The organism is Clostridium akagii DSM 12554, assembly GCF_000686725.1.
In the GTDB taxonomy this organism is placed as follows: domain Bacteria; phylum Bacillota; class Clostridia; order Clostridiales; family Clostridiaceae; genus Clostridium_I; species Clostridium_I akagii.
Map to the genome: position 1 here is coordinate 13,167 of NZ_JMLK01000023.1, position 24,309 is coordinate 37,475.

General features: G+C 31.0%; 22 protein-coding genes and 1 riboswitch. Of the genes, 4 read left to right on the plus strand and 18 right to left on the minus strand.

What is annotated here, in order from left to right; genetic code table 11:
• Nucleotides 1-193: 193 nt before the first annotated feature.
• From buk to cdaA, 5 genes are all read right to left on the minus strand, one after another.
• Nucleotides 194-1,261 carry a butyrate kinase gene (gene buk, locus BR66_RS0112440; protein ID WP_026883230.1) on the minus strand — a complete coding sequence of 356 codons (1,068 nt, stop codon included), beginning with the start codon at nucleotides 1,259-1,261 and terminating at the stop codon, nucleotides 194-196.
• Between the two features lie 45 nt (nucleotides 1,262-1,306).
• Complete coding sequence (ptb, locus tag BR66_RS0112445) at nucleotides 1,307-2,212, minus strand: phosphate butyryltransferase (protein ID WP_026883231.1); 906 nt, start codon at nucleotides 2,210-2,212, stop codon at nucleotides 1,307-1,309.
• 110 nt (nucleotides 2,213-2,322) lie between these two features.
• Nucleotides 2,323-3,957: an NAD(P)/FAD-dependent oxidoreductase gene (locus tag BR66_RS0112450; RefSeq protein ID WP_026883232.1), complete on the minus strand. Its 1,635-nt coding sequence runs from the start codon at nucleotides 3,955-3,957 to the stop codon at nucleotides 2,323-2,325.
• Nucleotides 3,958-3,972: 15 nt separating this feature from the next.
• Nucleotides 3,973-5,244 carry a CdaR family protein gene (locus tag BR66_RS0112455; RefSeq protein ID WP_026883233.1) on the minus strand — a complete coding sequence of 424 codons (1,272 nt, stop codon included), beginning with the start codon at nucleotides 5,242-5,244 and terminating at the stop codon, nucleotides 3,973-3,975.
• Nucleotides 5,214-6,047, minus strand: a complete 834-nt coding sequence (cdaA, locus tag BR66_RS0112460) for a diadenylate cyclase CdaA (protein ID WP_423219381.1) — start codon at nucleotides 6,045-6,047, stop codon at nucleotides 5,214-5,216. Before cdaA ends, BR66_RS0112455 begins: the two co-directional genes overlap by 31 nt.
• Nucleotides 6,048-6,206: 159 nt before the next feature.
• Here cdaA and BR66_RS0112465 point away from each other — a divergent pair, with 159 nt between their 5' ends.
• From BR66_RS0112465 to BR66_RS0112475, 3 genes are all read left to right on the plus strand, one after another.
• Nucleotides 6,207-6,881, plus strand: a complete 675-nt coding sequence (locus tag BR66_RS0112465) for a BON domain-containing protein (RefSeq protein WP_026883235.1) — start codon at nucleotides 6,207-6,209, stop codon at nucleotides 6,879-6,881.
• 106 nt (nucleotides 6,882-6,987) lie between these two features.
• Nucleotides 6,988-7,965: a hypothetical protein gene (locus BR66_RS0112470; RefSeq protein WP_026883236.1), complete on the plus strand. Its 978-nt coding sequence runs from the start codon at nucleotides 6,988-6,990 to the stop codon at nucleotides 7,963-7,965.
• A 113-nt stretch (nucleotides 7,966-8,078) separates the two neighbouring features.
• Nucleotides 8,079-8,195, plus strand: a riboswitch (cyclic di-AMP (ydaO/yuaA leader).
• 128 nt (nucleotides 8,196-8,323) lie between these two features.
• On the plus strand, nucleotides 8,324-8,893 hold the full coding sequence (locus BR66_RS0112475; protein WP_026883237.1) for a cell wall hydrolase: 570 nt from the start codon (nucleotides 8,324-8,326) through the stop codon (nucleotides 8,891-8,893).
• Between the two features lie 110 nt (nucleotides 8,894-9,003).
• On the opposite strand, the gene BR66_RS0112480 is transcribed toward BR66_RS0112475, so the two are convergent.
• From BR66_RS0112480 to ptsP, 4 genes are all read right to left on the minus strand, one after another.
• The gene (locus tag BR66_RS0112480) at nucleotides 9,004-9,864 is read right to left on the minus strand and encodes an NAD(P)/FAD-dependent oxidoreductase (RefSeq protein WP_026883238.1); all 861 of its coding nucleotides are present in this window, start codon (nucleotides 9,862-9,864) and stop codon (nucleotides 9,004-9,006) included.
• Nucleotides 9,865-9,983: 119 nt separating this feature from the next.
• The gene (gene trxA / locus BR66_RS0112485; RefSeq protein WP_026883239.1) at nucleotides 9,984-10,295 is read right to left on the minus strand and encodes a thioredoxin; all 312 of its coding nucleotides are present in this window, start codon (nucleotides 10,293-10,295) and stop codon (nucleotides 9,984-9,986) included.
• Between the two features lie 483 nt (nucleotides 10,296-10,778).
• Nucleotides 10,779-12,005 (minus strand): tetratricopeptide repeat protein, encoded by a 1,227-nt coding sequence (locus BR66_RS0112490; RefSeq protein ID WP_026883240.1) that lies wholly within the window; start codon nucleotides 12,003-12,005, stop codon nucleotides 10,779-10,781.
• 193 nt (nucleotides 12,006-12,198) lie between these two features.
• Complete coding sequence (ptsP, locus tag BR66_RS0112495; RefSeq protein ID WP_026883241.1) at nucleotides 12,199-13,818, minus strand: phosphoenolpyruvate--protein phosphotransferase; 1,620 nt, start codon at nucleotides 13,816-13,818, stop codon at nucleotides 12,199-12,201.
• Nucleotides 13,819-14,139: 321 nt separating this feature from the next.
• Here ptsP and BR66_RS0112500 point away from each other — a divergent pair, with 321 nt between their 5' ends.
• Entirely contained in the window at nucleotides 14,140-16,146 is a 2,007-nt protein-coding gene (locus BR66_RS0112500; RefSeq protein WP_026883242.1) for a sigma 54-interacting transcriptional regulator, read from the plus strand.
• Between the two features lie 114 nt (nucleotides 16,147-16,260).
• Here BR66_RS0112500 and BR66_RS0112505 read toward each other — a convergent pair whose 3' ends face one another.
• The 9 genes from BR66_RS0112505 to BR66_RS0112545 all read right to left on the minus strand — a co-directional run bounded on the left by BR66_RS0112505 (nucleotide 16,261) and on the right by BR66_RS0112545 (nucleotide 24,227).
• Complete coding sequence (locus tag BR66_RS0112505; protein WP_026883243.1) at nucleotides 16,261-17,667, minus strand: PTS fructose transporter subunit IIC; 1,407 nt, start codon at nucleotides 17,665-17,667, stop codon at nucleotides 16,261-16,263.
• Between the two features lie 76 nt (nucleotides 17,668-17,743).
• Nucleotides 17,744-18,187, minus strand: a complete 444-nt coding sequence (locus BR66_RS0112510; protein ID WP_026883244.1) for a PTS sugar transporter subunit IIA — start codon at nucleotides 18,185-18,187, stop codon at nucleotides 17,744-17,746.
• Nucleotides 18,187-19,125 carry a 1-phosphofructokinase gene (pfkB, locus tag BR66_RS0112515; RefSeq protein WP_026883245.1) on the minus strand — a complete coding sequence of 313 codons (939 nt, stop codon included), beginning with the start codon at nucleotides 19,123-19,125 and terminating at the stop codon, nucleotides 18,187-18,189. Before pfkB ends, BR66_RS0112510 begins: the two co-directional genes overlap by 1 nt.
• 14 nt (nucleotides 19,126-19,139) lie before the next feature.
• Nucleotides 19,140-20,003: a DeoR/GlpR family DNA-binding transcription regulator gene (locus BR66_RS0112520; protein ID WP_278246815.1), complete on the minus strand. Its 864-nt coding sequence runs from the start codon at nucleotides 20,001-20,003 to the stop codon at nucleotides 19,140-19,142.
• A gap of 260 nt (nucleotides 20,004-20,263) precedes the next feature.
• The gene (locus tag BR66_RS0112525; RefSeq protein ID WP_051624225.1) at nucleotides 20,264-20,977 is read right to left on the minus strand and encodes a tetratricopeptide repeat protein; all 714 of its coding nucleotides are present in this window, start codon (nucleotides 20,975-20,977) and stop codon (nucleotides 20,264-20,266) included.
• A gap of 78 nt (nucleotides 20,978-21,055) precedes the next feature.
• Nucleotides 21,056-21,577 carry a citrate lyase holo-[acyl-carrier protein] synthase gene (locus BR66_RS23780; RefSeq protein ID WP_051624226.1) on the minus strand — a complete coding sequence of 174 codons (522 nt, stop codon included), beginning with the start codon at nucleotides 21,575-21,577 and terminating at the stop codon, nucleotides 21,056-21,058.
• 193 nt (nucleotides 21,578-21,770) lie between these two features.
• Entirely contained in the window at nucleotides 21,771-22,463 is a 693-nt protein-coding gene (gene cwlD / locus BR66_RS0112535) for an N-acetylmuramoyl-L-alanine amidase CwlD (protein WP_026883248.1), read from the minus strand.
• Nucleotides 22,464-22,609: 146 nt separating this feature from the next.
• Nucleotides 22,610-23,611 carry an inorganic phosphate transporter gene (locus tag BR66_RS0112540; protein ID WP_026883249.1) on the minus strand — a complete coding sequence of 334 codons (1,002 nt, stop codon included), beginning with the start codon at nucleotides 23,609-23,611 and terminating at the stop codon, nucleotides 22,610-22,612.
• Nucleotides 23,604-24,227 carry a DUF47 domain-containing protein gene (locus tag BR66_RS0112545; RefSeq protein WP_026883250.1) on the minus strand — a complete coding sequence of 208 codons (624 nt, stop codon included), beginning with the start codon at nucleotides 24,225-24,227 and terminating at the stop codon, nucleotides 23,604-23,606. The genes BR66_RS0112540 and BR66_RS0112545 overlap by 8 nt, the downstream gene beginning before the upstream one ends.
• Nucleotides 24,228-24,309: the final 82 nt, after the last annotated feature.

The window sequence follows — 24,309 nt, forward strand, 5'->3', positions numbered from 1 at the left end:
TATTAAATCAGTATTCTAAATCTACAATTAATTATTGGCTTCTTAATTTAGTGTAACAAAACATTGTTACACTGTAAATACCTTTATTGAAAATTTTCCAAAAAATAAAAACTTTGGTCTAATATCTTACTATTAGACCAAAGCTTTTTAGTTAAAAGTTTGTAACTATACTTGTTATTTTGTTGGCTGCGACTTATTTATATATTTTAGCTTTTTCTTCTCCGTTTAATACTCTAAGAGCACCTTGAGTTAACGCTAAAAGTTCGTCTTCTCCTGGGTAAACTACTACTGGAGCAATAAATGAAACTCTTGCTGCGATTTTACCTGTGATACCTTTGTTATATGATATTCCACCAGTAAGTAGTACAGCATCAACTTTTCCTGATAATACCGCTGCATCCTGACCAATCTCTTTTGCTATCTGATATATATATGCATCATATATTAGTTTTGAATCCTTATCCCCAGCATCAGCTTTGTCAGCTACAACTTTAAAATCATTTGTCCCTGCATATGCAACTGCTCCACCTTTTCCGTTGATTTTTTTCTTCATTTCTTCATGAGTTACTTTTCCGCTGTAAGCAATATCAATTAAATCTCCAAGTGGAACTCCACCACTTCTTTCTGGTGAGAATGGACCCTCTCCAGTAAGAGCGTTGTTAACATCAATTACTTTTCCCTTAGAATGTGCTCCAACTGATGTTCCACCGCCCATATGAGCAATGATAAGATTTAAATCTTCGTATTTGACTCCTTTTTCTTTTGCATATCTTTTTCCAACTGCCTTTTGATTTAGAGCATGGAATATACTTCTTCTCTTTACATCTGGCATTCCTGATATTTTTGCTACTTCTTGCATTTCATCAACTGTAACAGGATCTACTATAAATGCAGAAACTCCAATTTCTTTTGCTATTGCATCGGAAATAATAGCTCCTAGATTTGATGCATGCTGTCCTTGGACACCATTTTTTGAATCTTTAAGTATAGCATCGTTAACTGTGTATGTACCACTTTCAATAGGTTTTATAATTCCGCCTCTTCCAACAACTGCGCTGAAAGTTTTTATGTCAATACCCTTTTCTTTTAGATAGTTCAGTATAACTTCTTTTCTAAATTTAAACTGGTCATAAATTGTATCATATTTTGCTATTTCCTCTGCGGAATGTTTTAAATTTTCTTCTAATATTTGAGTTTCATCCTCATAAACGCCAATTTTTGTTGAGGTAGAACCTGGATTGATTATTAACAATCTATGCATATTTTTACTCCTTTTCCTATTTATTTACTGAGTACTAGGTCAATACTATTTTTCACCTGCAACTAGTGCTGCAAGAGCTATTGAATACATTTTTGTTTCATGGCTATCAGCTCTTGAAGTTAATACAACTGGAGCTGAAGTTCCAACTAATATACATCCATTTTTTGAGTTAGTCATGTATGTCATTGTTTTATACATAACGTTTCCCGTTTCTATGTTGGGAAGTAAAAGTACATCCGCTTTTCCAGCTGCGGCTCCTGTTACATTCTTGTGTGCTGCTGCTTCTTCACTTAAAGCATTATCAAGGGCATAAGGTCCATCAACTATACATCCTTTAAATTGACCTCTATCACTCATTTTTGAAAGTAGAGCTGCATCTAATGTTGCAGGCATATTTTCATTTACAAGTTCAACAGCACAAATTGGAGCTACCTTTGGACATTCAATTCCAACTGCATGGGCAACTTTTACTGAATTGTTTATTATTTGAATTTTATCTTTTAATGTTGGGTACATATTGAAGGCAACATCTGTTAAAAATAATAATCTGTCAAAAGCTTCTGTTTCAAAAACAGCAACGTGAGACATAAGTTTTCCAGTTCTAAGGCCTACTTCTTTGTTTAATACTGATCTTAAGAAGGTTGCAGTATCAACTAAACCTTTCATTACCATATCAGCTTTACCCTTTGATACAAGTTCCACTGCTTTTAAAGTTGCTTTTCTAATATCTGGTTCATCAACTATTTCAAATTCGTCAATATTCATACCAACTTTTAAAGCTATTGATATTATTTCATTTTTGTTTCCAACAAGTATTGCTTCTGCTATTCCGTTTTTCTTTGCATCACGAATAGCTTCAAGAACTGGTTTGTCCTGTGCTACTGCTACTGCTACAGTTTTTATGTCTTTACTTTTAACCTTTAGTATAATCTCATCAAAACTTTTAATCATTAATGTGCACCTCTTCTTAAATATTTTTTTACCTATAATAATTTTAAATTTAAAACATCTCACCTATATCTTAACAAAAATTTCACAAGAAACATGATTTTTCAGAATATTCAATCCGAAATTTTATATTTTTTTATTATACTTTCACTACATTTTAATCCATCAACTGCTGCTGACACTATACCACCTGCAAAGCCGGAGCCTTCTCCACTTGGATATATACCTTCTGCAGAAATACTTTGCATTTCATCATTTCTAATTATTTTAACTGGTGCAGAGGTTCTAGTCTCAATTCCTGTTAAAATATTATCATAGTCACTAAATCCTTTTATCTTTCTATCAAAATTTTTAATTCCATCTTTTAAAGATTCTGCAACATAATCTGGTAAACATGCACTTAAATTCACAAGTTTATATCCAGGTGTATAACTTGGTTTTACCTTTCCTATTCTGCTACTCACCCTGTTTTTTAAAAAATCTCCCATCAGTTGTACAGGTGCATTAAAATTACTACCACCAACTTTGAATGCTAGTTCTTCATAAAATCTTTGAAATTCCATACCTAAAAGAGGATAATCCATATCATAAACCCTACCAAATTTACTGCTTTCATTTATAAAATCTTGTGGACCTACTGTTACAACTAATGCAGAATTAGCATTTTCACCATTTCTTTTATAATTACTCATACCATTTGTCACCAGCCTGCCTTGCTCTGAAGATGCTGCCACTACTTCACCTCCGGGACACATGCAGAAGCTATAAATACTTCTTCCCGTCTTCTCTGATTTACTGGTAAGCCTATAATCTGCCGCTTTCAGTCTTGGATGACTTGCCAAATTTCCATATTGATTTTCATTTATCATGCTCTGAAGGTGCTCTACTCTTACTCCAATGGCAAAAGGTTTTGCCTCCATTGATATATTATTTTTATATAACATTTCATAAGTATCTCTAGAGCTATGACCAATTGCAAGTATTAGTGCTTCACAAGGTATTTCCTCTCCGTTTACTACTATAGCTTTTAAGCTTCCGTCTTCTATAATAATATCCTGAAGTTTACTATTAAACCTTACCTCACCACCAAGACTTATAATTTCTTCACGAAGGTTTTTAACCACACCTTTTAATATATCCGTACCTATATGTGGTTTCCCTGAATAGGCTATTTCTTCCGGTGCTCCAAAACCAATAAATTCATCTACAATATATTTACATCTTCTATCTTTAATCCTTGTAGTTAACTTTCCATCAGAAAAAGTGCCTGCTCCACCTTCTCCAAATTGAACATTGGATTCAGTGCTGAGGATTCCACTATCCCAAAATTTCTGCACAGTTTTAGTTCTGTTTTCCACATCTTCTCCTCGCTCAATTACTAAGGGTTTATACCCACGTCTTGCAAGAAGCAATGCTGCAAACATTCCTGAAGGTCCCATACCTATTACTACTGGTCTAGACCTAAGTTTTTCATTTCCCATAACAAGTTGTTCTCCATTAAACTCTTCTTCAAATATTACATCTTTATTATTAAGTTTTTTTACTAGCTGCTGTTCTTTTTCTGTTGACACTTCTACTGCATAATTAAATTTAACAATATCTTTTTTTCTAGCATCAATGGATTCCTTTAATATTTTGAATTTTAGCAAAGCATTTTCTGAAATTTTTAACTTTTCTGCTACGGTTTTTTTCAAATTTGAAATGTCATCTTCTATATCTAAAATTATATTATTTACTTTTATTGGCACGTGTGTTCCTCCTGATCATTTTTTAGTGAGTGTAACATTTATTGAATTTGGAGTTACTCCCATATTCTTAACGCCCTGAGGCAATGATAAAACTGGTTGAGCATTATTTACTCCTTCTTTAAAAGAAGTTCCATCAATAGTTCCACTTATATCTCCATTTTTTATTGCGTTTATAATGGTAGAATCGCCTGATACTATTACATTTACAGCATTATTATCCAAAGTGCTACTAAACCCGTCTGGCAAGTTTGTAAGAGTTATATTTGCTGAAAAAGTTTTTTGAATTATTGTATCCACATTTATTTTTACATTTACAGTAGTAGTTCCATTTATTGTTGTGACTCCACTTGGTAAAGCAAGTTTAACACTCATAGTTTTCGCACCTGTTATACTGCTCAAATCTATAGGTTCAGTGTTAATTGAAGTTAAACCATCAACTTCATTTGAGGTACCTGTTATTTGTACAGTCTGTTCTACAGGAGCTATAGATTTTATATCAACCCCGGTAGATTGCTTTCCTGAAGTTAATACATTTATACTAACTGTTTTTGATTTTATATCAGCTGTGTTAGTTTGATTTCCTCCAGTTACTGCATTTGTACCAACCGTTTCATTCTTTTTTATTGGAACAGTAACTTTAATCTTTTGAGGTTTTATTATAATATTGGGTACTGATTTACCACTTTTATCAACTGCTTCAAGTACTTCCTCTGCATCTAAATTTGCATTTAGACTATCAATGTTTGCATTTGCTATCACATTACTCACTAGTTCAACAGATTTACTTGGTCCACTAATGGCAACTTCCCCTTGGCTTGATGTGGGTTCTAAATAATAATATCCATATTTAGGTTTTCCTTGTAACTTTACTTTTACAGGAACAGTTTTTTCGGTTAACTTATCTATTTCCACATCTATCCACATATTATTACTATTTTGAATGTTTACATTGTCTGGATAATGAACTATATTAACAGGTATCCTGTTTTCACCTTCTTTAACCGCATAAACGCTCATATCTGCAACTATTGTAAAATCACTTGCTTTTGATTTCATAACCTCTAAATTCGTCCCTCTTATAGTTATTGGTACTGAAAATTTTTGATTTGGAGCTAGGGTAAGGTTAGATTGTGATAATGAATCTGAGTTAATAAGTTCCACTGAAACATTTTTTAACGTATATGTACTTATTGGATTTTCCCAATTTGAAATATAAAGCCACAAACAAAAAGAGGCAATTACGCAACATACTTTTATTAATATTTGCCTATTATTTTTCTTTTCCACATCTTCACCTTCTCTTTAAATGAGTCCTTTTTAGAAAATCTAATAAGAATTACCCTTAATAAAATATCTTTCAATTTTTCCTTAGTATAACTTCTTGTTAATTTACCATTTATGGCTAGAGAGACCACTCCAGTTTCTTCTGAAACAATGATTACAAGAGCATCAGAATTTTCAGATATTCCTATACCCGCCCTATGTCTTGTTCCTAATTTTTTATTTATATTATAATTTGAAGAAAGTGGCAAAAAACACCCTGCGGCTATTATCCTATCCTCTCGAATTATTGTGGCTCCATCATGTAGTGGTGTGTTAACTACAAATATATTTTCTAATAATGCTGAACTTACTATAGCATCTATTTTAGTCCCAGTTTTAATTATATCTTCAAGCTTTGTCCTTTGCTCAATAACAATTAGTGCCCCTGTTTTTGTTTCTGAAAGGATAAAAACCGCATTTAAAATTTGTGTTATAACTTCATTCATTTTTTCCTTATCCTGAAAAACGTGCAAATCGTTAAATGCACTTCTACCTAGATGTTCAAGCACACTCCTTATTTCTGGCTGGAATATGATTACTATTGATAAAACTCCAATAGTTATAGTCCTCTGTAGAATCCAATTAAGCATAGTAAGATGAAAAATACTACTTATTGGTATAAGCAAAATTATTAAAAGTATTCCCTTTAAAAGTTGTTCTCCTCTTGTTTCTTTTATGAGCATATAAGCTTTATAAAAGATAAATGAAACCGCAAGAATATCCAATATAGAAGTTACATTTATTGTTTTAACTGCACCAATAATCATATTTATAGTATCCAATTTTTTCACTCCCTTAATTCTAGCTATTATTAATTATACACTATTGAAGTTATGTGTAGGCAAAGGAAACAATAATTTATAAAATATTAATAAAATTATTAGGTAATACTAATGACATATACAAATTTGAAAGGTGATGTTTTTATGAATAAACTAGTTAATGATAAGAAAATCGAAACTTCAATAAAATCAGAATTAATTAAATCCATGAAATTTACTTCCAAAGATATAAAAGTAAATTCAGTTAATGGAGTAGTAACTTTAGACGGATTCACTAATGTACTAGCAGAGAAAGCTAATTGTGAAAGAATCGCATATAGAATTGATGGGGTGACGGAAGTTAAAAATAATATAATTATTTCTTTAGATGGTGGTGAAAGTGATAAAAAATTAACTGAGCTTTTAAATGAAAATCTAAGAAACAGTGAATTTAAAGATAGAATTTTAGGTGTAAGTGGAAAAGTTTCAGCTGGAAGTGCACTTTTAGTTGGTAAAGTTTTAACTGAAAGGGACCGCCAAATAGCTATAAGTGAAGCTGGCAAAACACTTGGGGTTAAAAATGTTGTTGGTACTATTAAACTTACAGCCTTTAAAGATGATACTTCACTGACAAATGATATAAATATGGCACTAATGCAATCTAAAATTAATGTTAACGATATCTCTGCTATTGTTATTAGAGGAAAGGTTACCCTCACAGGATATGCTGAAAAAAAAGAGGATTTTGATGCACTTGTAACTCTCTTGCAATCAATTCCAGGAGTGGAACAAGTGAATAACAAACTTAAGATGCAGACTGTAGGCAGTGGGCTTAATTAAAATTTTCAAGTGATTTTCTCAAAATATATATCATATCTTTTTGATTTATTAGTATATATAGATTGAAGCTTGGACTTTATTTTATTGATTGGGATGGGGATTTATTATGTTAGATTGTAGAAATAAAAAGATACTTATTTTATCTGTCACCGTTATGTTCACTATATTCGCGGTTTTTTTTATGATTTTTGATTTTTATGTTTTGAGTAAATATAATAGATGTCGTAATGAAATTAGTACATACATAAAAGATATTGCCAAAATAAATATAACTGCCTCTGCAATAACTGATGGACAAACTATCAACACTAAAAGTGCCAAATTAATCCTTCCGCAAACTATAACTTCTTTATCAAAATTAAATGCTACCATAAAGAATCATGATGATTATGACAATTATAAAAATACATTTGATTGTCTCAATGAAGGTCTCAATTTTAATATATTAATCTATAAACAACTACTATCCATAATAAATAATCCAGATTCACCTGATATAAGCACTTCCGTAAACAATGTAACGAATTATAAAAACAGTTGTAACAAATATTATCTTAACATAAAGTCAAAGGACAGTGCTTTTAGTCTTCCAGCGTCCATTAATACTTTAGTTAATAACACATCTAACATGGTTTCATCTTTTATAAGGACAAAAAAAGAGAATGAAATAATAAACAATGAGAATTCAGAATTTGATAATAATTTACAAGATGTACTAACAAAATTTAGCTCCATAAAGTGTAACCTATATTACTATGCAGAATGTGCTAGAAAAAATAGTATATCCTATGATAGTGCCATAGCAAAGGTCACTAAAAACCAAAATGATTTCAATTATTTAAGCGAACACTTTTCAGAAATTATTGTACCCGAAAATAGAGTAAGTATATATAGTGCTTTAAAAAAAGTTTTTGACGATTATGATCTTTACCTTAAAAGTTTTATTAATGCTATTAATAAAGAAAAAAAAGGTGCTAAGGTTTACAGCTCAAAGGACCTTTCAAATTTATATAAAGATGCCAATTCCAAATTAGACTTAATGAATAGTGATTTTACCTTATTAAAAGATAAACAACACTCTTAAGGCATCACCATTTTACTATATAAAAATTAGTAATGGAATAAATTTAATTAATTTACCAATGATAATAGAAACTGAAAAAATTTTTTAACTTTGTATTATTTCTTTTATATAGGGAATAATACCAATAGCCTAAGTCATACGGGGAAACCAAGTTTTGGGGGTGAATCGCTTTTAGCGTAGGTTGTGCCTTTACCGAACCCGTCAGCTAACCTCGTAAATAAAGTTCAGCTAACCAGCATGTGTGGTGCTTTATACATATTGATGTTTAGCTGAACCAATACAAATCTCATCAGTTGTAAGGTTCCAATTTATAAAACCCTTATAGCTGATATTGTATGAATAAAAGGAGGAATATGAAATGAAAAAAAGTATTTGGGCTATTTTGTGTATTCTGTTTTTAGGTTTTTTACCCCCGAGTGTCTCTAGTGCACAGGTTTTAACTTCCGAGGATGCTAAAAGTAATAATCCACCACCTTCTATAAATAGAGGTTCAACTAATCTCTACCACGAAAAAACAGACACTGTTGAAGTATTCAATACGGAAGGAAGAGCCTTTGCCATTACCAGCGATGATATAAATTTAATGGCAAAGGTGGTATATAAAGAAAGTAATGCTGAACCATACGAGGGAAAAGTAGCCGTTGCCTCTGTTATACTTAATCGGTTAAAAAATAACGAATTTCCCAAAAGCATAGACGGAGTTATTAAACAAAAATATGCTTTTTCTTGTGTTATAGACGGACAAATAGATGCTGAGCCTAATAAAACGTGTTATGATGCCGTCTACGCTGCACTAGGCGGTAATGATCCAACTGCAAATGCATTATATTTTTACAATCCCAAATTATCTAAATCTACTTGGATGGATGCCATAAAAAAATATAATGTTAAACCCATTGGAAACCATGTTTTTTTCATAGCACATTAGTTTTTTAATATATCCCATAACTAAAAAATTATTTGATAATTTTAACTGAAATTAAAATTCATTTAAATATCTAATATAAAATAAAAAGTAGAAAATTGCATAGCAACTTTCTACTTTTTAGAATCTAAATATTCAACTGCATTTAACGCTGCTGCTTGACCTTCACCAGCACTTTTTAAATATTGATATGGCTTTCCAGTACAATCACCTGCTGCATAACAGCCTTCAATATTTGTCATCATCTTTCTATCTACATTTATATGTCCGTCTTCAACTAAAAGACCTGGAACCAATTGTGATGGTGCAACGCTATCCTTTAAAATAAACACTGCATCAGTTTCTATTTCAGAATCTTTAAATTCTAATTTTTCTACAATATCTTTACCTGTTATCTCTTTAGGTCTTTCATTTATTATTTCAATATTTTTATTAAGGTTATAAGAATCTCTATACATTGGGACATAATATAGTTTTGAAACTAATTCACTTACATAGTTAGCTTCTTTTTCAGCTTCCTTTGTATACCCCACTATTGTTGCTGTTTTCCCTTTATACAATGGAGCATCACATGTTGCACAATATCCAACTCCCTTTCCAAGCAGTCTTTCCTCACCTTTTAAAGGTTTTGTGAACTCCATCCCTGATGCAATTATAAGAGTCTTTGCTTCATAAGCCTTTTCATTAACCATAAGCGTAAAATAATCTCCCATTGCATAAACAGCATTAACTCTCTCTTCAGTTATCTTAATACCCATATTATCTATGTGATCTTTGAATTTTTTTCCCAAATCTTCTCCAGTAATTTCATGAAAACCTAAATAGTTATTTACCTTAGGAGCTTTCTTTATCTTAAAACTCAAATTATTTGTTCCAAACAAAATAAATTTTTTATTTCTAATCTTGGCATTAATAGCAGCTGAAAGTCCTGCTGGTCCACTTCCGATTATTGCAATATCATATCTTTCTTCCACTTAATCATCTCCAAATAATAAAGTACGTGGCTATATGTTTAAAAAATACCTAAGAGTTTACTAAGCTTTCGCTCCATAACCCTTAGGTATATTGTATAACAATATCCTTACGCTACTTGTTATATATATTTATCTATTATTTCTTTTAAGGCTGCTTTAGGTCTAAATCCTACTAAAGTTTCAGCTACTTCACCATCTTTAAATACAATAACAGTAGGAATGCTTGCTATTTTATAGTGACTTGCCGTTGCTGGATTTTCATCCACGTTCACCTTCACAAATTTAGCTTTTCCACTTAAATCTTCTGAAAGTTCGTTAATTACAGGTCCTAACATTTTACAAGGTCCGCACCATACAGCCCAGAAATCTACTATTACCGTTCCTTTACTAATCTCTTGACTAAAACTAGCGTCATTAATTTCATTAACCATAATTTTCCTCCTTAGATATACCCCATATAGGTATTGTATTTATTTTAATTGTATTATTAAATAGATAATTAGTCAATAACCTCAAATTGCATAGATGATTACATTCTAATTAATATTAATTTCACAACTGAATAAATTATATATTAATAGTCTATGTTAAATATATAATATTATAATATATAAGTTTTAAAATTTCTTCTCAAATATCAATTACTTTAGTTGTTGATTAAAATCTTATTTTATTTCTTTTTCTGAAGAATTTTTAGCTTTAACATCATAAATATTAATAAAATCATCCACATATATTTTAAAGTTAAGCTCAATTAAATTGCATGCAATCTGTTTGTATATACAATTTAACATATAAAAATATAAGTGTCAATAGCAAAACTGAGATTTATAAACTAAGCTTTTGTTAGAAATATACCACTTTACACTCTGATTTATGTGTTATAAATTACCTTCTCGTGTAAAGTGGCCTATTTAATTATTGCTATTAATTATAGATTGTATGTTTGAATTGTTATAAATTGATTTGGGATAATTATCTACTAGTTTAGTAGCATATCTTTTCGCTACTTCATCATTTTTATCTCGGCTCATAATTGCCATCTGATATAATACAGTCTCTTCATAGTCACCTTTACTATAGCTAGTATCATACACACCATAATATTTTAATGCATTGTTATAATCATTTAGCTCTTGATAACTATTAGCCATAAAATATATTATATGAGGTAATAGATAACTGCTAGTACCATATTCATATGCTTTTAAATACTCTATCACAGAGTTATTATAATCTTTATTGCTATAAAATGCAGTTCCGCTCTTATAAAAATAGGTAGCTCCATCACTAGTCAAAAGATTTATTCCCTGAGTTACTAAAGTTTTATCACTAGGTTCTAATTTTTGATCTTTCCACTTCTCACAATAATCATATAATTTTTCAAAATCTTTATTAACTAGAACATTTTTAAAATCTACTCCTGGAAATTGAACCTGAACTGCTTTATTATCTGATTTTTTATTTATCTTAGGTTTAGTGATTTTAGCACTAGCTTTATTTATTTGGCTACTTCTTGTAACTTTTAAATCATTTTTTGTGTTTTTTATTGGTTTGAAAATAAATATTAATAAGATAGCGACACAAATTACTCCAAAAACACAAATTACTTTGCCATATGCTTTTTTGCCTTTTATTACTCCATATTTTATTAAATTTTTCCTATTATCTATTGCAATTTCATTCTTCACATCAATGCTTAATACTTTTTCAACACACTCTATAGCAATATCAAATTCACCAGTTTTCATGTAACAAATACTTAAATAATTATTCACATTAATGCTATTGAAATCACTATCTGCACATGTTATTAATAATTTTAGTGCTTCATTTATCTTTACTTCCTGAATTAAACCTATTGCTTTAACATAAAGTTCAAGCCTTTTTTCATCATTTTCTATTCCCTCTAAATATTTTTTTGCAACACTATCATTGTTTTCTCTCTCACTTAATCTCCACAATGCCTTTGCACCAGAAATGTCTCCTTTTAGATAATATAATATGCCCTTTAGATCTAAAGATGCTTTATTTTTTATATCATAGGAAATGCTTTTCTCACAAAATTCTATCGCAGTTTCAATATATCCATTTTGGTAACACTCTATTGCCTTGTTGTAGTACCTTCTAGTTTTATCCATAATTTAATCACCTTTGTAATGTATTGATTTTTAACCTATTTACCCGTTCATGCATATTATTGTTACACATATACTCTATTATCAAACATTTTGCTCTTAACTACAAGTAAAATAGGGATGTGAGTGGATTTATTTAAATAAATCTACTTACATCCCCAAAATATTAATTAATTTTTGAAATTAATCTTTAAAACTAGTTTTTCATAATATATTTTTTAGCATTTAATATAGAAGAAGCACTCATTGAAAATTCATCTAAACCATATTCTACAAGAGTTGGAATGAATTTTTCATCTCCTGCCATTTCTCCACACATTCCGCACCATTTTCCTTCTTTATGAGCTGCCTCTATAGTCATTTTTATAAGTCTTAAAACAGCTGGGTGCATTGGATTGTATAAATATGAAACTTGTTCATTCATTCTATCTGCTGCAAGTGTATATTGTATTAAATCGTTAGTTCCTATACTAAAGAAATCAACATATTTTGCAAGTTCATCTGCCATTATAGCAGCTGCTGGTATTTCTACCATTATTCCTGTTTCAAGGTTTTCATTATATGACTTTCCTTCAGCTTTAAGTTCTCCCATACATTCTTTTAAAATCTCTTTTGCTTCTAAAAATTCTCCCAGTGAAGAAATCATAGGAAACATGATCTTAAGGTTACCATAAGAAGAAGCTCTAAGTAATGCTCTTAATTGAACCTTGAATATATCTTTTCTGCCTAAACACAATCTAATTGCTCTAAATCCAAGGAATGGATTCATTTCTTCTGGTAGTGGAAGATACGTAAGTTTTTTATCTCCACCAATGTCTAGTGTTCTTATAACAACCGTTTTGTCTCCCATTTTTTCAGTTACATGTTTATAAGCTTCAAATTGTTCATCTTCAGTTGGCATTGAATCTCTATCCATGTATAAGAACTCTGTTCTGAATAAGCCGACTCCATCTCCACCATTAGCAATAACAGTCTCTACATCTTTAGCTTTACCAATGTTACCACAAACCTCTACTCTTTTTCCTGCTTTAGTTACAGTTTTATGATCTATTAATTTTTTTAGTTCTTCTTTTTCTTCTTCAAACTTTTTCTTCTTTTCACTGTACTCTTTTACTGTAGCTTGATCTGGATTTATTATTGCAATACCTTCTGTTCCATCAACTATAATCAAGTCACCATTTTTCACGCTATCAGTTATACTATTAAGTCCAACAACAGCTGGTATTTCTAAGGTTCTTGCCATTATAGCACTATGTGATGTTCTTCCGCCTATATTTGTTAAGAAACCTATTACCTTACTTTTATCAAGTTGCGCTGTATCTGAAGGTGTTAAATCGTGAGATACAATTACAGTGTTTTTCTCTATGCTATCCATTCCTCCATCAGCATTTCCTGAAAGATTATCAAGGATTCTTTTTCCTACATCCTTTACATCTGCGCCTCTCTCTTTCATATAAGCATCTTCCATTGCTTCAAATATTGCAGCATAGGTGTCTATAACATCTGAAACAGCCTTTTCCGAATTAATTGAATCTGTAGCAATCCCTGTTTCCATTGCACCAGTAAATTCAGGGTCATCCAAAAGCATTATATGACTTTCAAAAACAGATGCCTTGTCTGCGCCTATTTCTTTTTCAGCTTTTTCTTTTATTGCTTTAAGTTGTGTTCTTGAAGCCTCAATTGCAACATTTAATCTTTCTTTTTCGGCAACTATATCATCTATTTTTTTTTCAGTTATTTTAACTTCATTGTCAGTCTTTACAAATACCTTACCAATAGCATATCCTTTTGAAGCAGCAATTCCTTTTTTCATCATTATTCCTCCTAATAAACTAACTTATGTTCCTTATTAATAATAAGCAATAATCATGCCAACTTTATTATTACCTTTAAAACCCTTTAAAATGTTAGTTTCTTTATTTTGCAGGTTAATTATACATAACAATTATTGATAAAAATTATCAACTTAGTTAAATATTTTTTTATAAATCACTAGATTTCTTTGATAATACGGTGTATTATTAGGTTGGTTAATATTATCAACTCAATAGTGACAAGCTGATACTTTTTATCAACTTTCGCCATTTTATTAGTATTTTCTTTTTTTTACATTAATATATTTTATAAGGAGAAAATCATGTTTAAAAATTCCATTATTGTGAATTGTGAAAATGGTATCCATACTAGAATAGCAGCTATGATAGTCCATAAATCTTCTCAACTTAAAAACAAGTATAATATAAATCTGTATATAAAAAAGATTGACGCTGGGGAACCAATGGCAGTGAGCATGCTGGCTCTCGTATCACAAAAGATACAAAGGGGAGAGCTAATTGAGGTTTCTTGTAAAGAGGATACCTTTGATGGTCAAAACGCCGTTCTTTCTCTATGTACATTTATAAATAGTGGTCTTGAAGAAAATAGGGCTCCTAGTTCTAATTTAGATAAAATTATAGAGCAAAATACTATTGCTAATGAGCAGATTCTTGGAAGTATCCCCATGGGAATAATCGTCATAGACGCGAATTCATATATCACTTCTATAAACCCCTATGCACTTAATATTATAGAAAAAAATAATGATGAAGTCCTTGGAAGATCTGTTTCAGATATTATTCCAACTTCAGAGCTCCCTGCAGTGATTTCTACAGCAGAAAAACAAATTGGTAAAATGCAACACATTAATAATAGGGTAGTGCTTGCAAATAGATCCCCTATTATTTCTGGCGGTGAAATTATAGGAGCAATTGCAGTTTTTCAAGATGTATCTGAACTAATTGGAATGAAGGAGCTTAATGGGAAATTCAAAAAAATACTTGAAACTTCTCATGATTTAATTTGTTTTGTTGATGAAAACAGAAAAATCAGCTATGTTAATCCTTCATATGAAAGAAATTTTGACCTAAAATCTTCTGAAATTTTAGGAAAAGATCTAAAGGATATTTCTCCATCTGGCTATAGAATGGATGTTTTTAATTCTAAGAAATCAATAGAAAATATTCTCTACAGCAAAAATGATGTTGATATAATTTCCACCGTAGAGCCAATTTTCGTTGACAATTATTTTAGAGGTGTCATTTCTATTTCAAAGACAGTTAATGAAATAAAGGACATAGCAAGTAAACTTGAAAAGTCTGAGGAGGAATTAAGTTATTACAAATCAGAACTTATAAGACACACAAAATTAAGCGGTAGTTTTTCCAATATAATAGGTAGTTCTAGAACACTAAAGGATGCACTAATCATTGCTGAAAAAGCCTCTGTTACAACTTCAACAGTTTTAATAAGAGGTGAAAGTGGGACAGGCAAAGAGCTGGTTGCTAAAGCTATTCATAATAGTAGTCTAAGAAAAGATAAGCCTCTTGTGAGAATTAATTGTGCTGGAATTCCGGAAAATCTATTTGAAAGTGAGCTTTTTGGATATGAAAAAGGTGCGTTTACAGGTGCCATAAAAAGTAAACCTGGTAAATTCAATATAGCAAATGGCGGTACAATTTTTCTTGATGAGATAGGGGACATGCCAAAGGCTATGCAGGTGAAACTTTTACGAGTAATTCAAGAGAGAGAATTTGAAAGTGTAGGTGGTATATTAACCCAAAAGGTTGATGTACGGATAATAGCTGCTACAAATAGAAACTTGGAAGAAATGATTGAAACAGGCGATTTTAGAGAAGATTTATATTATAGACTTAATGTAATTACAATTCCCTTGCCACCACTTCGAAAAAGAAAAGAAGACATAAATGTACTTGTGGAGTATTTTATAAACAAGCTCAGCCAAAAACTTAATAAATCCGTAACCTCTATTGATAGTGATTGCCAACAATATTTAGAATCATATCACTTTCCAGGCAATATTCGCGAATTAGAAAATATAATAGAACGTGCCATTAACATGTGCGACACAAACATGATAACTGTTAATGATTTACCTATGTATATTACCAATATTAAACCAATCTCAAGTGGTCTGATTAATTTTAGAGAAACTGATGAACTTAAAAAGCTTGAGGATTATGAAAAAGAGATAATAACTTTGGCTATGAAAAAATATAAGACCTATAACAAGGCAGGCAAAGCCCTCGGCATAACTCATAGGACAGTTGGACTTAAATGCAAGAAATATGGTATTCTCAAAGAATAGTAACTAGTTTAAGTTTTTGGGTAATGCAAAACAGTCAACCAAATATAATAATATTGGGTTGACTGTTTTTTATATTGTTTATTCCTTAACTTATATCTTGTCACTTATAAGTTGTTATTCAGCTGATAAGTCTTTCTTAACTATTGAAAGTATAACACCAGTAATTATTGTTCCAACTACCATTGCTACCAAGTATAGTGCTAAGTTTGAAACAACGTTTGGTATTGCAACTACCCATAGCCCACCGTGAGGAACTGCAAGTCTAACACCAAACATCATTGATAATGCACCTGCAACTCCAGCACCTGCCATACATGCAGGTATAACTCTTAGTGGATCTCCTGCTGCAAATGGTATAGCGCCTTCTGTTATAAATGATGCGCCAAGTGCCCATGCTGCTTTTCCAGCTTCTCTTTCTGGCTCTGTAAATTTCTTCTTAGCTAATACTGTTGAAGCTAAAGCTATTCCAAGTGGTGGAATCATACCTGCTACCATAACTGCTGCCATTATGGATGATCCGCCTGCTACTATTGTACCTGTTCCGAAAATGTATGCTGCTTTGTTAACTGGACCACCCATGTCAAATGCCATCATTAATCCAAGAATTAAACCAAGTAATGCTGCGTTTGTACCTTGTAAACTTTTTAACCAGCTTAGCAGACCTGTGTTTATCGCTACTAGCGGGCCACCAAAGACGAACATATATAATAATCCTATTATTGCTGATGAAAGTACTGGTATAATCAAAACTGGCATTAAACCTTCTAATGTTTTTGGAAGCTTAATAAACTTCTTTATGCCTAAAACTATATAACCTGCTGCAAAACCAAATAGTAAAGCACCTAAGAATCCACTAGTACCAGTTGCCAGTGGATGAGCTAAGAATTGTCCACTAGCAATAGCTCCACTTGATAAAGCTCCACCTATGAAACCTGCAACTAAACCTGGTCTATCAGCAATTGAGTAAGCTATATATCCTGATAGTATTGGAAGCATAAGTGCAAATGCACCTTTACCTGTAACAAATAATGCTTCTGCAAAAGTTCCTGGACAGTCAAAAACATAAATTCCACCTAAAGCGAAACCTAAAGCTATAAGTAATCCACCTGCTGCAACAAATGGTATCATGAAAGATACGCCTGTCATTAAATGTTTGTATATACCTGTTCTTTCTTTCTTTTTTACCACAGGCATGCTAGAATCTGATTTAGGTTCTGCCTTTTCTTGTAATGCTTTTTCTATAAGTCCTTTTGAATCTTTTATTGCATCCTTAACTGGCACTTCTAAAAGCGGTTTACCTGCAAATCTAGCTTTATCTACGTTTGTATCTGCTGCAATTATTACTGCATCAGCTGCTGCTACGTCCTCATCAGTAAGTATATTTTCAGCACCCACTGAACCTTGAGTTTCAACTTTAATTTCATACCCCATCTCTTTAGCTGCCATTTGTAATGCTTCTGCTGCCATATAAGTGTGTGCTATGCCTGTAGGACATGATGTTACAGCTACTAGTTTTTTCATTTATTACTCCCCCCTTATTTTATACTCATTTATATAGAATAGTGTTTTTATACACTAGTTCTTTAATTATTAATTTCTAGTCAAATGCCTTTATAAAATCCGCAAAATTCTTGGCACTATAAATGCCTTCTCTAGTTTCTGTATGCATTAATTTTCTAGATATTTCGCTTAATGCTCTTAGATGTACATCACTTGATTCCTCTGGAACTGCTATGAGAAAAAATAAGTGTGCTGGTTTTTCATCCATTGATTGATAATCTATACCTTGTTTACTTAGACCAAATACAATTGAAGCCTCAGTAACAGAATTTGACTTACCATGTGGAATGGCTATTCCCATACCAATTCCTGTTGAAAATTCCTCTTCTCTTGCTAAAACTGCCTTTTTAAAAACATCTTTGTCATTAATCTTTCCATCTTTTACCAAAACCTCTATAAGTTCATTTAGTACTTCATCCTTTGTTTTTGCTTTTAATTCAAAGACGACTCTATTTTCCGAAAACATGTCTTTTACTCCCATTAAAATTCCTCCTTATTTTCTATATTAAATCTCGGTATGAATTCGTTTACTTGATCAAGATTACACGCTTCAGTTCCCTCTAAACATACCGCTGCTGTTCCACTTGCTGCTGCGTACCTCAATGTATCCTCATTACTAAATTTATTTATTTTACTGTATACAAGTGCAGCTACCATTGAGTCACCTGCACCTACAGTACTTTTCACCGGAACTTTTAGACCATTACAATAAAGTGAATTATTTTTAGTTATATACATGGCACCCTTATGCCCCATAGATATAAGCACGCTTCCTACTCCACCATCAATAATTTTTTTTGCCTCTAATATCATTTTTTCTTCAGTATCAATTGTCTTATTAAGTAAAAGCTCCAACTCATGATCATTAGGTTTTATTACATCTGGATTTTCTTTTATACCTTCCTTTAGAAGCTCTCCATCTGCATCTAAAATTACAAATGCTCCTTTTCCCTTTGCTATTTTAATAAGTTTTCTATATATATCTTTTTCAATAGATGGACCAACACCTCCTGATAAAACAACTATGTCATCATCCTGGCAAAGACTTTTAAATTTAATTAGGAATTCATCCATTTCTATTTCGCTTATATTAGGTCCTGGCTCGTTTACGTCTGTAAAAGTTCCATTTAACTGATCCACTATCTTTGTATTTGTTCTAGTCTCTTGGCTAATATTTATAAAGGAATTTTTTATTTCTCTTTTTCTAAGTTCTAGTTCAAATCCATTTTTCAGTATTCCCCCAAGAAAACCTGTGCAAATAGATTCAACACCAAAATTTTTAAGTACTTTTGATACATTGATTCCTTTTCCTCCAATGTCATATCTTAACCCAATTACTCTATTGACATCCCCTATGGTGAAATTATCAATGGTTAATGTCTTATCCATTGCTGGATTCAATGTTACAGTTATAACCATACTCGTCACCCCATTTAGCAAATTTCAATTTTTACTCCTTGATTATTGTAGCTGTCAATTAAGTCCTGTGAAATATCTCCACTTGTTATAATTGAATATACATGAGTTATAGGACATATTACCGAAAAACAGATATTATCAAATTTAGAACTATCAGCTACTATTATTGGTTTTAACGCTGAATTTATCATAGCCTTTTTAACTTGTGCTTCAACTAAATTTGGAGTTGTTATTCCATCAATAAGTGATATTCCATTTGCTCCTATAAACGCTTTATCTACTCTAAAGTTTTTAAGCATTTCTTCACAAATATAACCTACCATTGCTCGAGTGTTAATTCTAAGCGTACCACCTGTGAGAATTAATTCCACGTTATTTCTATTTGAAAGTTCTACTGCAATATCTATAGAATTTGTTACCACAGTTATGTTCTCAGCTTTTATATTTCTTGCAATTTCCAATGTGGTTGTACCTGAGTCTAAAATAATTGTGTCCCCATCTTTGACAAGTCCAGCAGCAAAACTTGCAATTGCAAATTTTTCCTCATGCCTTTCATCCTTTTTTTCCATAAAACTAGGTTCGAAATTTGTAATCTCTGCTTTTACTGCTCCACCATGTGTCCTAGTTAATAATTTTTTACTTTCCATTTCTTGAAGATCTCTTCTTACCGTAGCTTCTGAAATATTAAAATGATCTGATAATTCATTTACCTTTATACTTCCCACTTTTTCTAGAATTAAACTTATTTCCATTTGTCTCTCTTCAGCAAACATTTTCATCACTCTTATCCATTTATTTTTGTTTCTTTGTGTTTCTTTAATTTTATTGTAAACATTTACACTAATATTGTCAACACTTTTTTGTTTATTTCTTTTCATTTGTTAAATATTTTTATTAATTGTTTCACTTACAGTCATTATCAATCATTTATTCATGATTAAACGATCATTTGTTTTGGTTTATTAAGCCATTTACATCCAACTTAGCCATAATTGTTTATTTTTTTCTGAATCACAAATATAATGGCTACTACTTTGATTAAATATCATGAGTAGTAGCCATTACTTAAATTAAATTTGCATATAAGTTCGTAAATAATCATTATCAAACATTATATTGTATTTTTTACATTTACAGTTTAATATACTAATTGCTTAAAAGCATCACTATTTTTTACATTAGCGAAGTCTTCTTCATTTTTAGCCTCATCTTTTATATTAGCTTGCATACTAATTGCCACTTTTAAATATTTAACAGAATTATCTACATCACCTTTTCTGCCATAGATACAGGCTTTTCCATAATAACTCCATACAAAATTTTCTACCTGTAAGGCTTTATCATACCAAATTAAGGCCTCATCGTATTTACCAAAGCGCTCCAAGGTCAATGCTCGATTAAATCTAGCATATCCATAATTGGGGTCAATTTGCAGCGATCTATCTATCTCAGCTAACCCTTGATTAAAATTTGCAATATCAAGTTTAGAGTAACATATTGCTATTCCCTTTACGGCGTGTGCCCTAGCGTTATTATCATCAAGTTGCAAAGCTTGATTTTCCTCATCAATTGAAACCGCATAGTTTTTAGCACCAAAATCCTCATATCCTTTTTCAGTAAAACTATCAATTTGCTTTTGCTTTTCATTCTGAGCATCCTTTACTTTGTTATCATCCTTGTTGTTTTTAGGATTTATAGCTGTTATTTTTTCATTTTTATTTTGTTTAGTAGTTGCTTTTTCATTATTTATTAGTCGATTACCTATGGCAGTATAGATTAACATACTGATTCCTATAACACAAAATATGCTTAATATTATTATTCTAATTTTAAATGATAACTTATTATGCATTTTTTCCTCCATTAAATTTCATACATTTATAATTATGTATCCGTTATTTTTAATACAAGCCTTACACCACATTACGATTTAGTATTCTTTCCCATAATGGCTCTTTGTATATTTTATATATATATTTGTTATACAGGTTGATAATTCAGATTGATTATGCTTTTTTTTGCTTTTACATATCGAATCTTTTTCCCCGCATATAATACATTTTTTATCACCATACTTTATATCTTTACTAGCCACAAGATTTCCATTAGCATCGTATACCTCTAAATCTACAATTCCGCCTAGAATATGCTTATGCTCTATTTGACTACAGATTTCTTTAACCTTATATCCATCTAGATCCAACAAGATAGTTATAACTGGTCCTTCAAAAGTAATTCTAAATATCTTCATGAACATACTTTCTTTGACCATGTCATTAAAAACACGTTCTATACAAGTTATAATATTTTTTGTAATAGTATTATTTTTATCATTTACTGGATAGCCTATACCTATTGATAGAAGAGTCTTGTTATATCTTTCAATTAAATGGTTTTGAAAAATATTTTGTTGTTGTTTATAAAAAATATTTTTTTCAATGTCTTTTTCCATTTATTACGGAGATATTCTATTAAATCCCCATTTGCTCCTCTCTTTATGTTTTTTTATTTGCAAATACTAAACACTTTTTTTGACACACCGATACACTTCTTGTCCTATTTGCAAAAAAGCATGTTAGTTTTATATCTTCACTTATTAATATATTAGTCACATTTCCCAGGAAATATGACTAATATATATCTTATCATTTATAATAATACATTTTAATTGACTTGCATAGAGATTCTGCTATTTTATTCTGATATTTATCGTTGTTCAATTTTTGTTCTTCTCTTTCATTTGACAAGAAACCGCACTCCACTATTACAGATGGAATACTATTTTTACAACGTAATATTTTATATAAATCTAATGCTGGCTTTTCAACTCTCTCGCTGTCATCATTTAAATCACTTATCAATCCTTTTTGCAATATATGTGCTAAATCCATGCTATTTTTACTATCAGAATACCACACTTGTGGTCCATAATATTTTTTTTGTGGAAACATATTCATGTGTATACTTATAAACATATCACATTTACTATCCTCCTTCATTTTACACCTATTATTCAAATCTTCTAGTTTTTTCTTTCTTATTTTTCCAGAGTCACTATACAACCCTTGGTCTTTTTCCCTTGTCATTTTTACTTTAAAACCTTCATTCTTTAATAACTGCCTAAGTTTTAATCCTATATTTAAATTTAAATTTTTTTCCACAGTTCCATTTTTCGATTCTGCTCCACCATCTATTCCACCATGCCCTGGATCTATTAATATCAATTTTTCATTTTTGTCTATGGATTGTTTATTTACATCAGCCTTTACCACATCATTTTCAAACATTATACTTGTAAACATAATTACCATGATAACAATTATAAATTTGTTTTTCATTGTTTTCACCCCTTTTTCCTATATTTCATGATCATGATATTATTATGCTCTATATATTTTTGATTATGAATAATAAAAAACGCCATCTCATCAATTTATTGATGGTAGCGTTTTTGCTTAACGTATATCTTATATTTTTATGTAAATTACCAAATTAATTTCAAAATTAATGATAGAATACTAGCCATTAAAACACAAGCTGGAATTGTTATTACCCATGCCCATATTATACTTTTAGCAATAATCCATCTTACTGATGAAAACCTCTGTGATGCCGCAACTCCCATTATTGATGTTGATATTATCTGAGTTGTACTTACAGGGGCATTCATCATAGTAGCCGAAAATATTACTACTGCTGCACCAGTTTCTGCTGCAAAACCATTAACCGGGGCAAGCCTGGCCATATTCATACCCATAGTTTTTATTATTTTATATCCACCGAAGGATGTTCCAAGTGCCATTGCAAGCGCACAAGAAAGTGTAACCCAAATTGGCACGGCAAATTTGGTTAAAAACCCAGCACTCACTAATGACATAGTAATGACTCCCATAGATTTTTGTGCATCATTCCCTCCATGGTTTAATGCCATAAACATAGCCGAAACAATCTGAGCCTTTGAAAAAAACTTTGTGACTGAAGATGGTCTTGATTTCCTAAGTATCCATTTTAACGCTATCATAAACATATATCCGAAAAAGAAACCTAGTATTGGTGATAAAAATAATGGTATTATAATTTTCTGAAAAAAGGCCAACCAATCAACAACTGTAACTGAACTTTGGTATACTATAGCAGCTCCCACAAGACTCCCTATTAAAGCATGAGATGAACTACTAGGAATTCCAAAATACCAAGTTACTAAATCCCAAATTATTGCACTTATGATTGCAACAATTATAACTGATGGAGCAATTAGAGATGGATTTATTATACCCTCTCCAATAGTTTTTGCGACTTTTTCATTCATAAAAGCACCTAATAAATTCATTGCCGCAGACATTAATACCGCTGATTTCATACTAAGTACTCTTGTGGACACTGATGTTGCTATTGCATTAGCACTATCATGAAATCCATTTATAAAATCAAATACAAGTGCAAGAACTACAATTAATGCAGTCAAGTAAATTATCGAACTAGGCATTCTTCATAGCAACTCCTTCGATAATATTCGCTACTGACTCACAGGCATCAATTGTATTTTCTACATATTGATATATTTCACGCCACTTGATTACATCAAGTACAGGTATGTCCTCCACAAAGAGTTGCCTAACTGCTTTTCTGAAGATTAGGTCACCTTCTTCTTCAATTTTATTAATTTCAATAATAAGCTCAGTAAGCTTGTTATTATTTTGCATATGCTTAAATTGTTCCATTAGCTTTATTACATTTTCACAACATCTTACAACCAAATCAGCTAACTCAATTACCTTTGGATTTATTGATGTAACATTAAACATTACAAATCTGCTTGCACTTGCTTCAATAAAATCTACTATATCATCCATTTTTTTTGAGATTGAATAAATATCTTCCCTATCAAAAGGCGTTATAAATGTTTTGTTAAGTTCATTTAATATGTTATGTTGCTGATTGTCACATAAGCGTTCAAAATCTTTAATTTTTGCAAGTTTTTCTTCCATGCATGTAGTGTCCTTTACATATTCCTGAAATAACAAGGCTGTTTCGTAAATTGTATGAGCGTTTTCTATAAATAAATCAAAAAATTTATCATCCCGTGGCGATAAACTGAACATATTGATCCTCCTATATTGAAACAAATTTTACCAACAAAAATCATAACACAAATTGATATTATTTTACTTTAATATACATATT

Coding starts and splice junctions, on each gene's coding strand:
- buk (WP_026883230.1), bottom strand. CDS start 1,261: ATGCATAGATTGTTAATAATCAATCCAGGTTCTACCTCAACAAAAATT.
- ptb (WP_026883231.1), bottom strand. CDS start 2,212: ATGATTAAAAGTTTTGATGAGATTATACTAAAGGTTAAAAGTAAAGAC.
- cdaA (WP_423219381.1), bottom strand. CDS start 6,047: ATGATTATTGGTGCAGTTAAAACAATAAATGTAACTTCTATATTGGAT.
- BR66_RS0112465 (WP_026883235.1), top strand. CDS start 6,207: ATGAATAAACTAGTTAATGATAAGAAAATCGAAACTTCAATAAAATCA.
- BR66_RS0112470 (WP_026883236.1), top strand. CDS start 6,988: ATGTTAGATTGTAGAAATAAAAAGATACTTATTTTATCTGTCACCGTT.
- BR66_RS0112475 (WP_026883237.1), top strand. CDS start 8,324: ATGAAAAAAAGTATTTGGGCTATTTTGTGTATTCTGTTTTTAGGTTTT.
- trxA (WP_026883239.1), bottom strand. CDS start 10,295: ATGGTTAATGAAATTAATGACGCTAGTTTTAGTCAAGAGATTAGTAAA.
- BR66_RS0112490 (WP_026883240.1), bottom strand. CDS start 12,005: ATGGATAAAACTAGAAGGTACTACAACAAGGCAATAGAGTGTTACCAA.
- ptsP (WP_026883241.1), bottom strand. CDS start 13,818: ATGATGAAAAAAGGAATTGCTGCTTCAAAAGGATATGCTATTGGTAAG.
- BR66_RS0112500 (WP_026883242.1), top strand. CDS start 14,140: ATGTTTAAAAATTCCATTATTGTGAATTGTGAAAATGGTATCCATACT.
- BR66_RS0112505 (WP_026883243.1), bottom strand. CDS start 17,667: ATGAAAAAACTAGTAGCTGTAACATCATGTCCTACAGGCATAGCACAC.
- BR66_RS0112510 (WP_026883244.1), bottom strand. CDS start 18,187: ATGGGAGTAAAAGACATGTTTTCGGAAAATAGAGTCGTCTTTGAATTA.
- pfkB (WP_026883245.1), bottom strand. CDS start 19,125: ATGGTTATAACTGTAACATTGAATCCAGCAATGGATAAGACATTAACC.
- BR66_RS0112520 (WP_278246815.1), bottom strand. CDS start 20,003: ATGAAAAGAAATAAACAAAAAAGTGTTGACAATATTAGTGTAAATGTT.
- BR66_RS0112525 (WP_051624225.1), bottom strand. CDS start 20,977: ATGCATAATAAGTTATCATTTAAAATTAGAATAATAATATTAAGCATA.
- BR66_RS23780 (WP_051624226.1), bottom strand. CDS start 21,577: ATGGAAAAAGACATTGAAAAAAATATTTTTTATAAACAACAACAAAAT.
- cwlD (WP_026883248.1), bottom strand. CDS start 22,463: ATGAAAAACAAATTTATAATTGTTATCATGGTAATTATGTTTACAAGT.
- BR66_RS0112540 (WP_026883249.1), bottom strand. CDS start 23,611: ATGCCTAGTTCGATAATTTACTTGACTGCATTAATTGTAGTTCTTGCA.
- BR66_RS0112545 (WP_026883250.1), bottom strand. CDS start 24,227: ATGTTCAGTTTATCGCCACGGGATGATAAATTTTTTGATTTATTTATA.